Consider the following 12,358-nt stretch of genomic DNA (forward strand, 5'->3'; position numbering starts at 1 on the left):
CTAGGCGATTCTCCTGAAGAAGCAAACCCTGTCCTGGCCGGGACCGTCGTAGTCGCTGTGCACGGGGAGACCGCCGACCTCTCGATCCCCTGGTTCGAGGGTGAACCCCATGGCGCGATGAAAGGCGATGGATCCGGCGTTCCCCGGCGAGGTGATCGCACGGACTTCCGTGCGGCCCGCCTCGGCGGCGCGCTGGAAGAATGTCGTGTACAGGCGGCGGGCCGTCCCCTGCCCGCGAAGTTCGGGGTCCACACCCACGAAATGGATGTACGCCCCGGCGTCGTCGTCGGGGGAGTGGAAGCCGACGAGGAACGCCCTGATTCCGGTTTCGTCCTCCAAGACCAGGCTCGTGCCGGAGAAGAACTGCAGGAACAGCTTGGGGACAAGCAGGGAAAGTTCGCGGGCCTGGGCGGGGGTGTGCGAGTCGCCCCACCACCGCTGGACTCGGTCGACGATCGCGCTGTGGTCGGAGACGTGGGCTCGGCGCGGCTCGGACATGGCGTTCTCCTCTCGGCCGATCTCGTCGCCTCACCGTTCTACCGGGTCGTCAGCCGGTCGGCGAGGAAGGCGAGGATCTCGTCCCTCGCGCGCAGTGTGGGATTCCCGGCGGAGTCGACGAAATGGGCGGTGACGACGCTGTGCGGCGTGCCCACCAGGTCACGGAAAAACGGGGGAGGGTCGGTGTTCGCGGCGCTGTCCGGCAGCACCCGGCCGTCGAAAGCGTCACCGAGGAGTGCCCGGTAGGCGGCGAACCGCTGTCCGGTGCACCAGCGGTCGCCGTCGAAGCGATAGGCGAGCACCTTCAGGCCGTCGCGCGCGATCCGGTCCCGGACCTCGATCGCGTCCTCTTCGGCGAGTTCGAGCGCGCCCGGGTCGTCCAGGGGTAGCGAAGGGTGGTTGACCACGGGGGCGATGACGGCGGGTTCGAGCGCCATGGTGAGGGCGAAGTTGCCGGTGAAGCACAGGCCGATCGCGCCGACCCCGGGACCGCCGCATTCGGCGTGGGCGATCCGCGCGAGCCCCCGCAGCCACCGCGTGACGGGGCTGGTGCCGCCTCCGGCGAACGCGCGGAATTCGGCGCTGACACAAGCGCGGCGGACCACCTCCTCGCCCGCCTCCGCGATGGGATAGGCGCCGTCGCGCCCGAAGAGCGAGGGAACGTAGACGGTGAAGCCGGCGTCTCGCGCCCACCGCGCGAACCGAAGGACGTCAGGACTGATGCCGGGCATTTCCGGCATCAGTACCACTCCGGGCCCGGATCCCGCGACGTGAACGGTCTTCGTCACGCCGTCCACCTCCACGAGCCGGTGTGAGAAGTCGGTGATGGCATCGTCCAGGTGTCCACGCATGGCGAAAGCTTCGACCGGCGCGGTCTTCGGAGGGATAGGCCAGATCGCCGGATATCGGGGTAATCTCGCCACATGCTGCGAGTGGGAGTCCTCGCCTACCCTGGCTGCTTCGCGTCCGAGGTGTTCGGTGTTCCCGATCTCCTGACGATGGCCACGCACGTCGCGGGTCCGGACCACGCCGGATATGAGGTTTTCGTCGTTTCCCCTCGTCGCAGGGTCTCGGCGTCGGGCGGTGTCGTGGTGACCGTCTCGCCGCTGCGTGAAGTCGACGTCCTCGTCGTCCCGGGATTCGAGCTCACGCCGGGACAGGACATCGACGCGAAGATCGCGAACCTCGCACCGGAGATCGAAGCGATCCGGTCGCACGCCGCCGCGGGCGACGTCGTCGTCTCGCTCTGCGTCGGCGCGTTCCTGCTGGCCGCGGCCGGGCTGCTCGACCATCGCCGCGCCACCACCTCATGGCTCTTCGCGGACGAACTGGCTCAGCGGTGCCCCGAAACCGAAGTCCGGCCCGAGCGTCTCGTCGTGACCGACAGGGGAGTCACTACGACGGCGGCGTTCAGCGCCATGTACGACTTCGCGCTCGAACTGATCCGTGAGCACAGCGGCGCCGAAGTGGCACGGACGACGGCACGGGTGGCACTGGTGGACGACGCGCGGTCGTCGCAGACGCCGTACGTCGACACGCGCCTCCTGCCGCAGCCCGGCAACGCGTTTTCCCGTCGGGTCATGCGATGGCTGGACCAGAACCTGACCGTTCGTTACGACCTCGCCGCCTTGGCCGGACGTTTCAACGTCAGCACCCGGACGTTGCTGCGGCGCTTCGCGGAGGAGGCCGGACAGACGCCGCTCGAATACCTGCATTCCTCACGTGTCCGGCGCGCCCGGCATCTCCTCGAAACGACGGATCGGACGGTCGCCGGAATCTGCGCCGCCGTCGGGTATCGGGATCCGGGGACGTTCGCGGCGCTTTTCGCGAAGCACACGGGAAGGCGGCCCGGTGACTATAGGGCCGCCTTCCGCCGCGACCCCAGTACTCTGTGATACTTTGTAGTGGTAGTCAGTGACACTGACTACTGGGAGTCGAAGAGGGGCGCGATGGACGGTCTGACCGAGATGCTGAAGGGCACGCTCGAGGGTTGCGTGCTGGAGATCGTCGGTGGTGAGGAGACCTACGGGTACGCCATCACGCGCCGGTTGAACGAGCTCGGTTTCGCGGAAGTGGTCGAGGGGACGGTGTACGCGATCCTGTTGCGGCTGGAGAAGAACGGACTGGTCCAGGTGACGAAACGGCCGTCCGAGCAGGGGCCGCCGCGTAAGTTCTACGCGCTCAACGACGCGGGGCGCGAGGAGCTCGCGAGGTTCTGGGCGAAGTGGGAGTACGTCACGTCGCGGATCGACAAGCTCAAGGAGGGCGGGAAATGAAGTTCTGGGACACCATCACGGGCGGCGATCTCACCAGGGAATGGAAGGCCTTCGAGGTCCGGGTCGGGGCCTTGCCCGCCGACCATCGGGCGGCGTGGGAACAGATCGCCGGGCATCTTTCGTCCTATTCGGACTTCACCGGCCGGAATCTGATGCCGATCCTCGATGGCGCGTTGGGGTTGCTCGAGGAAACGGCGGCGGACGGGCAGAGTGCGCGCGAGGTGCTGGGTGACGACATCGAGGGCTTCTGCGCGGCGCTGGCAGGCGGGGAGCGTGGCCGTGGCTATCGCGACCGCTGGCGTCAGCAGCTGAACAGGAACGTCGCCAGGAAACTGAAGCAGCTGGGAGGCTGACGTGGGCATCCAGGACATCATCGAGGGCAAGAAGCAGTGGCGTGCGCACGTGGCGCGGGTCAAGGCGCTCCCGCCGGACTATCGGATCGTCTACAAGGAGATGCAGAAGTACCTTTTCAAGGTGGGACCGGTCGACCTGGCCGACGGGCCCCTGCTGCCCGGGATCGTGGACTTCTTCGAGGAAGGAGCCGCGTCCGGAAAGGGAGTGCTGGAGCTCATCGGTGAAGACGTCGCCGCCTTCTGTGACGAGCTGATCAAGGACACACCCACTTACGCGGACGTCTATCAGGAGTCCCTCGACGGGCGATCCGGCATGGCCGGGAAGTAAGGCCTAGTACCGCTCTCGGGGCGGTTCGGTGTGGGCCCTGCATGTCTTACGGGGCGTGGATTTCGAGGTGGCGAGGGGTAGCATCTTCGCCCTTCTCGGCTCCAGCGGGGCCGGCAAGACCACCGTCGTGAGAATCCTGTCCACGTTGCTCAAGGCGGACGCGGGGAAGGCGAGTGTCGATGGCTGGGATGTCGCCACGCGACCGGCGAACGTGCGGGAAAGCATCAGGCAAGATCGCGGACGATCTGCTGGCCCGGTTTTCGCTGACCGACGCGGGCACGCGGAAGGTGTCGACGTATTCGGGCGGGATGCGCCGTCGGCTGGACATCGCCATGAGCCTCATCGGGAATCCGCCGGTGATCTTCCTGGACGAGGCCGAACAGCTCGCCGACCGGATCGCGATCCTCCACAAAGGACGGATCATCGTGAACGGCACGCTCGCCGAACTGAAGCGGCTGCTCCCGCCCGCCGAGGTCGAATACGTCGAGAAACAGCCGTCTCTCGAGGACGTCTTCCTGGCCATCGTCGGCGCGGGCAAGTAGGGGAGAAGACGATGAGCGAACATTTCTTCGGTGACACGACCGTCCTGTTGGGACGCTCGATGAAACATGTCACGTGGAGCATGGACACCATCATCACGACCGCGATGATGCCGGTCGCCATGATGCTGATGTTCGTCTACGTCTTCGGCGGCGCGATCGAAACGGGGACGGATTCGTATGTGAACCACATGCTGCCCGGCATCCTGCTGATCACGGTCGCGTCGGGTGTCGCCTACACCGCGCTCCGGCTCTTCACCGATATGAAGAGCGGGATCTTCGAGCGATTCCCATCGCTGCCCATCGCGCGCTCGGGCGTGTTGTGGGCGCACGTACTGACCTCGCTGGCCGCCAATCTGCTCTCGCTGGTCATCGTCGTGGGCGTCGCCCTGCTCATGGGCTTCCGTTCGGGGGCGGGTGTGCTGACCTGGTTCGCGGTCGCCGGCATCCTGCTGCTGTTCACCCTGGCGCTGACGTGGCTGGCCGTCATCCCCGGCCTGTCCGCGAAATCCGTCGACGGGGCGAGCGCGTTCTCCTACCCGCTCATCTTCCTGCCCTTCCTCAGCTCGGCGTTCGTGCCCACCGCCACCATGCCGGGCCCCGTGCGCGCCTTCGCGGAGCATCAGCCGGTGACGTCGATCGTCAACGCCATCCGTGCCCTGTTCGGCCGGCAACCGGTCGGCGACGGCATCTGGATCGCTCTGGCCTGGTGTGCCGGTCTTCTCGTCGTCGCGTACTTCTTCGCCACGATCACCTACCGGCGCAAGATCTCCTGACCTGCCGGTCAGTCGTCCGGGCCGCGCAAGGTGAGGACCACGCGGAGCACGTGTTCGACCGCGGCCGGGAACGCGGCTCCGCGTAGTTCGCCGCGGCTGACGAGGGTGCGTCCGGCGAAGTCCAGCATCCGGTCCTCACCAAGGCGCCGGACGGTCAGCGTCGCCACTTCCTCGAGGTCGAGTTCGGGATGGTCCATGCGGGTCAGCGCGAATTCGATGAGCAGCTGTTCGTCCGTCACTTCCCACCTCCGCCTCGCCTTGAGGATACGGCGGCGCCGGGCGGTCAGCGCGAGGTGCGGTCGAGGAAGTCCCGGATCAGGGTGGCGATCTCCGGGCCGTGCGTTTCGAGGGCGAAATGCCCGGCGTCGAGAAGGTGCAGTTCGGCGTCGGGCAGGTCTCGAAGGAACGCGCGGGCTCCGTCGGCGCCGAAGATCTCGTCGTGCTCGCCCCAGGTGATGAGCGTCGGCGGACGGTGGTCGCGGAAGTACTGCTGGAAGGCCGGGTAGACGTCGAGATTGAACTGGTAGTCCCAGAACAGCTGCAGTTGCACCTCCTTGTTGCCGGGGCGGTCGAGCAGGGCCTGGTCGAGGGTCCAGGTGTCCGGGGTGAGCCGGTCCAGCCGGTCGGCGGGGACACCGTGGGTGTACTGCCAGCGGGTCGCCGCGGGCTCCAGGAGTTCGCGCACGGCTTCTTCGTGGGTTTCGCGGTCCTTGGCGTGCGCGAACAGCACATCCCAGAACGGTGTGAAGCCGTCGACGTAGGCGTTGCCGGACTGCACCAGCAGTGCGCTGACCCGCTCCGGATGACGGCTCGCGATGCGGAGCCCGATGGGTGCCCCGTAGTCCTGGATGTAGAGGGCGAAACGGTCCAGGCCGAGCGCGTCGATGAGCCCCATGGTGATCGCGGTCAGGTTCTCGAACGAATAGTCGAACCGATCGACGGGCGGGGCGTCCGAGTACCCGAAGCCGATGTGGTCGGGGGCGATGACGTGATAGCGGTCGGCCAGCGCGGGGATCAACGTGCGGAACATGTGCGACGACGTGGGGAAACCGTGCAGCAGCAGCACGGTGGGCGCGGTGGGGTCGCCGGCTTCCCGGTAGAACACGCTGCGGCCGTCGATGGTCGCCGTGCGGTGAAAGACCTCGTCGGCGGACCGGGTTGCTTCGGGCATGTCAGGTGCTCCTTGCTCTAACTGTCTAAATACGTTTGAACGGTTAGAGGTAAGCATGGGCGACCTAACCTGTCAAGCGGCTGACGGAGGGTAGGATGACGCTGTGCTGCAACGCCCCTTGGTCGGCGAGCCGATCGCCCTGGACCTGCTGAACACCACGTGGCCCGACCGTGGTGAGCAGCGGGACGTCTTCGACGAACCCGGCGGGGTGGGCGCCTGGCTGGCCGAGCGAGGCCTCCCGGATGTGCCGGGAGCGGAGGAACCGTTGCGTCACACGCGTTCCGTCCTGCGCGAGGTGCTCGAAAGCCCCGGCGTTTCCGCCGAACGCGCGCTGAACGAGGTCCTGGCGCGCGGACGTTTGCGGCCGGAGCTGCGGCAAGGCGGCCCCGAAGAAGTGGTCGAGGTCGAGGAAGCGGCCTGGCGACCGGCATGGCTCGCGGCATACGGCTACTTGACCCTGCTTCGCACGCGCCCGGAACGGATCAAGCGATGCTCGGCGTATCCGGTGTGCACGCTGTACTTCGACGACACGACCCGCAACGGCACCAGGCGATGGTGCTCCATGGAAACCTGTGGCAACCGGGCGAAGGCCGCTCGTCACTATCGCCGCGAACGGTCGGCCTAGCGCCCGCCCTCGAGGGCTACCGCCGGAACCAGCGGCGCCGTTTTTCCTCGGTGTCGGCAGGCTGTAGTCCCAACCTTCCGGTCAGGAAGAAGGTTCCCGTCACGATGTTGCCGCGTGCGGGCGGCTGCTCCAGTTCGGTGGCCGCGATGGCGACGTCGAGCTCGATCGCGGCGATGGTGCGGACCCGGATCCGATGAAATGCCTTGCCGGTGACCGTATTCACGGGAGTTTCGGCCTCGACGACCTCGCAGGCGAACAGCGCGTGGGCGGACGGCGTCCAGTCGGGCGAGGGCTCCTCGGGCGCGAAGGTGCCGGACGGGATGAAGTGGTCGGCTGCGAATTTCAGTCCGTCGTCGTCCTGGGAGGCCGCGTAGGCATCGGCGTCGGCGTGCACGGTGACGTCTTCGGCGAGAGCCGCCAGCACCAGGGAGCCGGACTCGAGCCGCCCGCCGGCGTTGGCGAGGACCGCCCGGTCTTCCAGCTCGACCGCGATGGGGCAGATCATCTCCCCGGCGACGCCGTCGAGGAGGTCGAGCATCGCGGTCTCGGCGTCGACGAGGCGAACGTCGCGCACCGGTACCGCCGTCGTCGTGCCGGCCAGGCAGGGCAGAAGGAAGTCGATCTCGCCCTTGCGAACCTGCGCGACCAGCCGGGCGCCGGAAGGGTCGGTCCAGACATGTTCGCTGGTCTTCTTGTCGATCTGCCGGGCCGTGCCCGCGCTGATCGAGGAGACCACCAGTTCCCCGAACTCGTCCTGACTGGTGACGCCGATCCCGATCGCCTCGAAATGGCTGGCCACGATAACTCCCTCTGTCGCACTGTCCGCTGGAGACTACTGGGCGGACCCGAACAAGGTCATCCAGGTGTTCGTGCGGCCGCAGAGACCGGTGCTTGCGTAATACTGGCCGTCATGAACCAGACCGCCCGCGAGTTCGCACGGTTACGAAGTCTGATCGAGCGGGAACTACCCGGCGCCGCGCCGTTCCTGCCCGGCGCGACCGAACGCGACCTCGACCGGCTCGCCACCGAGACCGGGCTTGTCCTGCCGCCCGAACTGTGCGCCCTGCTGAGCGTGTCGGCGGGCCAGGACGACCCCGACGAGTTGAACGGCCCGCTCAACTTCCAGCATTTCCTGACCATCGACGAGATCGTCGAGATGCACCGGATGCTGACCGACGTGGTCGGCGACATGGCCACGCCCGTCGGGCAACCTTCCTGCTACCGGTGGACGGTGTGGTCGGAATCCTGGCTGCCGTTCCTCGCGTTCCAGGGCGATTGCCACTTCCTGGACCTGGATCCCGGCGAACGTGGCACCCGCGGTCAGGTCGTGTTCCGTCCCAACGTCCCTGAGCTCGACGAGCCGAAAGCGCCGTCGCTCACCGCGTTTCTCGCCCGTGCCGCCGACCTCGTCGAAGCCGGGCACGTCAAGGTCGAAGACAGCACGTTCGTCGTCCCCGATCTTTGCTGAACGGGTGAGCCGGGCGCCGAGGTGCTCTTCGGTGTCGTCGGAGCCAGGTCGGGGCTGTTCGTCATCCTCGTTCACTGAGGTGCTGGACGAGTTCGTCGATGAGCAAGGCCTCAGCGATCTCCACGGCGATCTTCGCGACGCCCGCACCGGCGACTGCGGACTCGAAACAAAGTATGTGCTTCTTCGGCCGTCAGCTCCCGGGTCGATTCGCCCGCGGCCAAGGTGATCCTGTACAGATCCGCCACGTAGCTGAAGGACAAGGCGACGAGGAAGAAGAGGTACAGGGTGAAGACGGCGTACTCCACGCCGTCGTCCTCGGCGAGCTCTTCGAACTTCAGCATGGCTTCGACAGCCAAGTTGCACACACCTGGAATCATCACTGGAAGGACAGCCTGCGAAATCCTTTCCGCCGTTTCGTCTTGCCCCCGAGAATCGGCATCGGAGTCCGTCCGTACGGTGACTCCGCGGCGATGATGAGCCAACAGCCGGTCGACGAAATCGGCAGTCGAGCTCCGCACCGACTTGAACTTCTGCAGCGCGAAGCGCATGGCGCACCCGGCCGTCATCGCATCGTATTCCCCTGGAGGAACGCGGCAATGTTCGAGGAGCCAGCAAATGAAGCGTCGAATCGTCGGCGAAATGACAGAAGAGCGACGGTCGCGACGGCGGGCGCGGCGATCCGGTCGAAAAGACTTGCCATTCGGCGAACTGGTGCGGCGGTGTTTCGTCCGCGGAGCGGCGACGGCGGCCGGCGGCGCCGTGATCAGCCTGGCGATGTTCTGGATCGAGAACCGTGGCTGAATTGCGAGGCGCCGTGAAATCGACCGACAACGGCGGTGGAACGCGAAGCGTCGAGGACGATCAGGCCAGGTGTGGCTCCTGAACTCGCCAAGTCCTGTGTGGACGTCGAGGCAGCCGTCGCTTCGACCGAAGGTCATGGGGGCAAGGAACAGCGTCCCCAGGATGAGGGAGTCGTGATCCGTCGTGAATGGGTTTCCACCGCTGACCTGCCGCCGGTGGCGAAGGCCGGTGGCCACTGTCCGGGTGTGATGGCACCGCGGTGCCAAGGTGGGGCACGATCCGTTCGGCGTCCTCTCGCCGGGCCGAGTCCGGAGTGGTGACTCACTGTCCGCCGGTAGATCCCGGCCCCCCGACGGTGGTCCATCTGACGCGCGTGGAAAAGACGGAGGTCGGCCGGTGCGTCGGCCTCGCCGCGGCGATCGGCGAGTTCGCCGACAGGTGTCCACTCATCGGGTCGCTGCTCGGATGCGGCGTCACGCTGGGTCGGCCATTCGGCCGATGTGCACCCGGCCGATGAGCCGATCCAGTCGTGATCATCACCCCATAGCGTGACGACTGTCAGCAATTCGTCGTCTTCGGGGAGTTCACGATAATGCTTCGCAAAACAGGCGTACTGATGATCGGGTTGGCCACGGCGGGAGCGGTGCTGGTACCGGGGATCGCCGCGGCGGCTGACGGGCCGACGCCCTACGTCATCGGCGGGCACGACGCCACCGAGGATTACTCGTTCATGGTGTCGTTGCAGCAGGGCGGGAGGCACTTCTGCGGCGGCTCGCTGATCAGTGAGGACTGGGTGGTGACCGCGGCGCACTGCGTGCAGGGAGCGCAGCCGGGGCAGATCAGGACCAGGATCGGGGCGCGGCAGCACGCCAGCGGGGGCACCGAGACCGGGGTCAGCCGGATCATCGTGCATCCGGACTTCACCGGGAAGGAGCCGCTGGGCCAGGACATCGCGTTGGTGCGGCTGGACAAACCGGTGACCGAGCAGCCGATCAAGATCGCCGAGGCCGTGGGCGACGCGGGAACGGCGACCCGGATCCTCGGCTGGGGTGAGCACTGCGCCGACCAGAACTGCGGCGCGCCGGAGATCCTCCAGGAACTGGACACCAAGGTCAGGCCGGCGGAGGACTGTCGCACCATCGCCGCGGGCAAGGAGATCTGCACCGGTTCCGACACTCCGGACGCGATGGGCTGCTACGGCGACTCCGGCGGTCCGCAGATCAAGGGCAGGCCCGGTGAGTGGGAACTGGTCGGCGCCACCAGCCGCGATGGTGACGCGGATCCGAAATGCGCCAGCGGTCTGGGCATCTGGACCGATGTGACGGTGTACCGGGACTGGATCGCCGAGCAAACGAGCCGAACGCAGACCGTGGCGTGATGTCGGGGCGTGTCGCGAAAGCCACCTTCGGCACCGCGGAAGTGGCTTTCGTGACACACCTGACGAGGCCGTCCTCGCCCTCAACCGCCGCCTCGCGGGGCCACCGGAGCCGCCGGTCGGCGCGGACGTGGTGATCCGTCCCGCCACTCCCGGCGACGGGGCGGCGATCGACGAGATGCACGCTCGGTGTAGCGAAGAGAGCCGCGTCCGGCGGTACGGCCGTGACCGGCCACCGGCATCGAGCGCCTGCTCGGGCACAAGGGGACTCGGACCCTCCTCGCCGAAACCCGGGCGGGTCTGGTCACCGGGGTGGCGACGCTGCGGAGAAGCGGCCGCTGCGCGGAGGTCGGCATCCTCGTCGAGGACCAGTGGCAAGGCCGCCGCGTCGGCACGGCTTTGCTCGACCGGCTGATCACCCTCGCGCGCGCCGACGACAGCGTGGCACTCGTCGCGATCGCCCAGGACGCGAACACGGCGATGATCCGCGCGATGCGGCGAGCCGGCGCCCAAGCCGAGCAGGTCGAACCGGATCTCACCTGTCTCACGGTGCCCCTGGACGCGCGTCCGGGAACTCGGCCGGACGACGTCGTTCGATAGCAACCCGTTGGCATGTCGCGAAACGGGTGGCCGGGGCGTCGCAGTACTGTGTGGAGCTGAATGGGGGGAGGAGGGTTCCTTGGGTCTATGACGATCGATAGCAGCAGAAACCGTTGCCGCCGCCGCGACTGCGACGATGTGGAGTTCTGGCTGGGCTTGTGCGTCCAGGACTGGGTGCGGTGGCAGGACGGCTTGGAAGCCCTTGACCTGCCGGATGACGAGAGACCGGCGCCGCCTCGCAGCGTGTTCATCGCACCGGTGCACGCCGGCAGTGTGTCGCGGCGGGCACTGGCGACGGGTTGACGCTGTCCGGAGGCCATGGTCACCGGTCATTCGACCGCCGGTTGCGGCGGCACTTCCCGTTGATCCGCCCTCCGCGGTACAGCCGAGGCTCGCCGGCAGGGGTGACGCGCCCGGCCGTCCTGACGTCGGCTGAGCTGATGTCCCGCGGTCAACCTCGTGGTGAAGTGTCCGGAGCGGAGTCTTGGAGCGCGTTGTGGAGGTCGTCGGGCTCGACGCCCAGTTCGGTTCGCGCGATTTCCGGGTCGAGGATCATGGCGGTGGCGTGCAGTTTGCTCCACTGTGCCGGATGGAAGCCGATGGTGAAGCCTTGGCGGCGCCGGCGGATGCCTTCGAAGCGGATCAGGAGTTCGATGACGCGTGAGTGAAGCTTCCAGACGCGTTGGGGAGGGCGGCCGCTCGCGGTTGCGAGGCGGGTGAAGAGATCGGCCCAAGCGAGGTTCGCGGTGACGATCGGATAGTCGCCATTGGCGCGACGGTCCAGTGCCGCGACGGCGGCTCGCGCGACTTGGGTGACGGTGACCACGGCGGTGGCGCCGGAGTAGGCGAAGATGCCTGCGTCACCGATGGACAGGCTGTGCAGCATGGGCGCGAGAGGTGATTGCCGGCCGGGGGTTGTGCCCGCGACGTAGGGGAGTTCCAGAACGGCCACGGACGTTTCCGTGTTGACCGCGGCGCGTGCGTGCTCGGCTTGTTCGATTCTGCTGGCGATGTACGGGTTGAGTTCGGCCAGGCGGAGTGCCGGCTGTTCGCGCTGGAGGGTGGCGTAGAAACTGCCGAGGATGACAGCGCGGTCGCATTGTGCCCGGCATCCGGCGGTGAGCAATCTCGCGACGGGGGCGACGTTGGTGTCGTGGAAGAACACGGCGATGTCGGCGCCGCGCGGTGCGGCGACGGCGGCGGCCGATGCGATGACGATGCCCGTGTGGCCGGCGACGATCGTGTCGAGTAGTTCGTCGGACAGGTCGGTGAGGTCGCCGAGTCGGACCGTTACCGCGGCGGGGAGATTCGTGGGTGGCGTGCGGACCAGGACCGTGACGTCGTGCCCGCGTGCCAGTAGTTCGCGCACGATGTGATGTCCGATGAACCCGGTTCCGCCTACTACCAGGACCTTCACAGGGCTGTCCTTTCATCGGGGGCGGTAAGTACCTGTCGTCCTGCTGAGCACCGCTTGACTGAAGGCGCCGTCGAGTCTTTTGGGCCGTGTCGGCGCCGGCGCAGCAGACTTCGGCCCAGCCGGCAGGTGTA

At 67.2% G+C, this 12,358-nt stretch carries 17 protein-coding genes and 1 pseudogene; 11 read left to right on the forward strand and 7 right to left on the reverse strand.

Features of this window, described 5'->3' with window-relative positions; genetic code table 11:
- Positions 1-498, reverse strand: a complete 498-nt coding sequence (locus AC069H_RS13900; protein ID WP_478232490.1) for an N-acetyltransferase family protein — start codon at positions 496-498, stop codon at positions 1-3.
- Positions 499-536: 38 nt separating this feature from the next.
- Complete coding sequence (locus tag AC069H_RS13905; protein ID WP_478232491.1) at positions 537-1,286, reverse strand: dienelactone hydrolase family protein; 750 nt, start codon at positions 1,284-1,286, stop codon at positions 537-539.
- A gap of 135 nt (positions 1,287-1,421) precedes the next feature.
- On the opposite strand from AC069H_RS13905, the gene AC069H_RS13910 reads away from it, so the two are divergent.
- The 6 genes and pseudogenes from AC069H_RS13910 (at position 1,422) to AC069H_RS13935 (ending at position 4,770) form a co-directional block, all read left to right on the forward strand.
- Positions 1,422-2,393, forward strand: coding sequence for a GlxA family transcriptional regulator (locus AC069H_RS13910; RefSeq protein ID WP_340682816.1), 972 nt, complete (start codon positions 1,422-1,424; stop codon positions 2,391-2,393).
- Positions 2,394-2,447: 54 nt separating this feature from the next.
- Positions 2,448-2,774, forward strand: coding sequence for a PadR family transcriptional regulator (locus AC069H_RS13915; RefSeq protein WP_340682815.1), 327 nt, complete (start codon positions 2,448-2,450; stop codon positions 2,772-2,774).
- Positions 2,771-3,127, forward strand: coding sequence for a DUF1048 domain-containing protein (locus AC069H_RS13920; RefSeq protein ID WP_478228956.1), 357 nt, complete (start codon positions 2,771-2,773; stop codon positions 3,125-3,127). The genes AC069H_RS13915 and AC069H_RS13920 overlap by 4 nt, the downstream gene beginning before the upstream one ends.
- Before the next feature lies 1 nt (position 3,128).
- Positions 3,129-3,455, forward strand: coding sequence for a DUF1048 domain-containing protein (locus tag AC069H_RS13925; RefSeq protein WP_478228957.1), 327 nt, complete (start codon positions 3,129-3,131; stop codon positions 3,453-3,455).
- A gap of 28 nt (positions 3,456-3,483) precedes the next feature.
- A pseudogene (locus AC069H_RS13930) lies at positions 3,484-3,997 on the forward strand (ATP-binding cassette domain-containing protein).
- A gap of 11 nt (positions 3,998-4,008) precedes the next feature.
- Positions 4,009-4,770 (forward strand): ABC transporter permease, encoded by a 762-nt coding sequence (locus AC069H_RS13935; protein ID WP_478232492.1) that lies wholly within the window; start codon positions 4,009-4,011, stop codon positions 4,768-4,770.
- 8 nt (positions 4,771-4,778) lie between these two features.
- Here the strand turns inward: AC069H_RS13935 and AC069H_RS13940 are convergent, their stop codons facing one another.
- Together AC069H_RS13940 and AC069H_RS13945 are read right to left on the reverse strand one after the other, a co-directional pair.
- Positions 4,779-5,009, reverse strand: coding sequence for a hypothetical protein (locus AC069H_RS13940; protein ID WP_340682811.1), 231 nt, complete (start codon positions 5,007-5,009; stop codon positions 4,779-4,781).
- Between the two features lie 44 nt (positions 5,010-5,053).
- On the reverse strand, positions 5,054-5,941 hold the full coding sequence (locus AC069H_RS13945) for an alpha/beta fold hydrolase (protein ID WP_478232493.1): 888 nt from the start codon (positions 5,939-5,941) through the stop codon (positions 5,054-5,056).
- A 103-nt stretch (positions 5,942-6,044) separates the two neighbouring features.
- On the opposite strand from AC069H_RS13945, the gene AC069H_RS13950 reads away from it, so the two are divergent.
- Positions 6,045-6,566 carry a CGNR zinc finger domain-containing protein gene (locus AC069H_RS13950; protein WP_478228959.1) on the forward strand — a complete coding sequence of 174 codons (522 nt, stop codon included), beginning with the start codon at positions 6,045-6,047 and terminating at the stop codon, positions 6,564-6,566.
- A gap of 16 nt (positions 6,567-6,582) precedes the next feature.
- On the opposite strand, the gene AC069H_RS13955 is transcribed toward AC069H_RS13950, so the two are convergent.
- Complete coding sequence (locus AC069H_RS13955) at positions 6,583-7,365, reverse strand: hypothetical protein (RefSeq protein ID WP_478232494.1); 783 nt, start codon at positions 7,363-7,365, stop codon at positions 6,583-6,585.
- A gap of 111 nt (positions 7,366-7,476) precedes the next feature.
- Here AC069H_RS13955 and AC069H_RS13960 point away from each other — a divergent pair, with 111 nt between their 5' ends.
- The gene (locus AC069H_RS13960; protein WP_478232495.1) at positions 7,477-8,034 is read left to right on the forward strand and encodes an SMI1/KNR4 family protein; all 558 of its coding nucleotides are present in this window, start codon (positions 7,477-7,479) and stop codon (positions 8,032-8,034) included.
- Positions 8,035-8,144: 110 nt separating this feature from the next.
- On the opposite strand, the gene AC069H_RS13965 is transcribed toward AC069H_RS13960, so the two are convergent.
- A complete protein-coding gene (locus AC069H_RS13965; protein WP_478232496.1) occupies positions 8,145-9,071 on the reverse strand; it encodes a hypothetical protein in 927 nt (308 codons plus the stop codon).
- A gap of 356 nt (positions 9,072-9,427) precedes the next feature.
- Between AC069H_RS13965 and AC069H_RS13970 the strand changes: the two genes are divergently transcribed.
- The 3 genes from AC069H_RS13970 (at position 9,428) to AC069H_RS13980 (ending at position 11,113) form a co-directional block, all read left to right on the forward strand.
- Entirely contained in the window at positions 9,428-10,213 is a 786-nt protein-coding gene (locus tag AC069H_RS13970; RefSeq protein ID WP_478232497.1) for a S1 family peptidase, read from the forward strand.
- A gap of 297 nt (positions 10,214-10,510) precedes the next feature.
- The gene (locus AC069H_RS13975; RefSeq protein WP_478232576.1) at positions 10,511-10,810 is read left to right on the forward strand and encodes an N-acetyltransferase family protein; all 300 of its coding nucleotides are present in this window, start codon (positions 10,511-10,513) and stop codon (positions 10,808-10,810) included.
- A gap of 87 nt (positions 10,811-10,897) precedes the next feature.
- The gene (locus AC069H_RS13980) at positions 10,898-11,113 is read left to right on the forward strand and encodes a hypothetical protein (protein ID WP_478228965.1); all 216 of its coding nucleotides are present in this window, start codon (positions 10,898-10,900) and stop codon (positions 11,111-11,113) included.
- A 148-nt stretch (positions 11,114-11,261) separates the two neighbouring features.
- On the opposite strand, the gene AC069H_RS13985 is transcribed toward AC069H_RS13980, so the two are convergent.
- Positions 11,262-12,227, reverse strand: coding sequence for an NAD-dependent epimerase/dehydratase family protein (locus tag AC069H_RS13985; RefSeq protein WP_478232498.1), 966 nt, complete (start codon positions 12,225-12,227; stop codon positions 11,262-11,264).
- Positions 12,228-12,358 lie beyond the last annotated feature (131 nt).

The organism is Amycolatopsis sp. NPDC043887 (genome assembly GCF_056435665.1).

Excerpts from the sequence above, each read along its gene's own strand:
- AC069H_RS13900 (WP_478232490.1), bottom strand. The coding sequence starts at position 498 with ATGTCCGAGCCGCGCCGAGCCCACGTCTCCGACCACAGCGCGATCGTC.
- AC069H_RS13910 (WP_340682816.1), top strand. The coding sequence starts at position 1,422 with ATGCTGCGAGTGGGAGTCCTCGCCTACCCTGGCTGCTTCGCGTCCGAG.
- AC069H_RS13915 (WP_340682815.1), top strand. The coding sequence starts at position 2,448 with ATGGACGGTCTGACCGAGATGCTGAAGGGCACGCTCGAGGGTTGCGTG.
- AC069H_RS13920 (WP_478228956.1), top strand. The coding sequence starts at position 2,771 with ATGAAGTTCTGGGACACCATCACGGGCGGCGATCTCACCAGGGAATGG.
- AC069H_RS13935 (WP_478232492.1), top strand. The coding sequence starts at position 4,009 with ATGAGCGAACATTTCTTCGGTGACACGACCGTCCTGTTGGGACGCTCG.
- AC069H_RS13945 (WP_478232493.1), bottom strand. The coding sequence starts at position 5,941 with ATGCCCGAAGCAACCCGGTCCGCCGACGAGGTCTTTCACCGCACGGCG.
- AC069H_RS13960 (WP_478232495.1), top strand. The coding sequence starts at position 7,477 with ATGAACCAGACCGCCCGCGAGTTCGCACGGTTACGAAGTCTGATCGAG.
- AC069H_RS13970 (WP_478232497.1), top strand. The coding sequence starts at position 9,428 with ATGCTTCGCAAAACAGGCGTACTGATGATCGGGTTGGCCACGGCGGGA.
- AC069H_RS13980 (WP_478228965.1), top strand. The coding sequence starts at position 10,898 with ATGACGATCGATAGCAGCAGAAACCGTTGCCGCCGCCGCGACTGCGAC.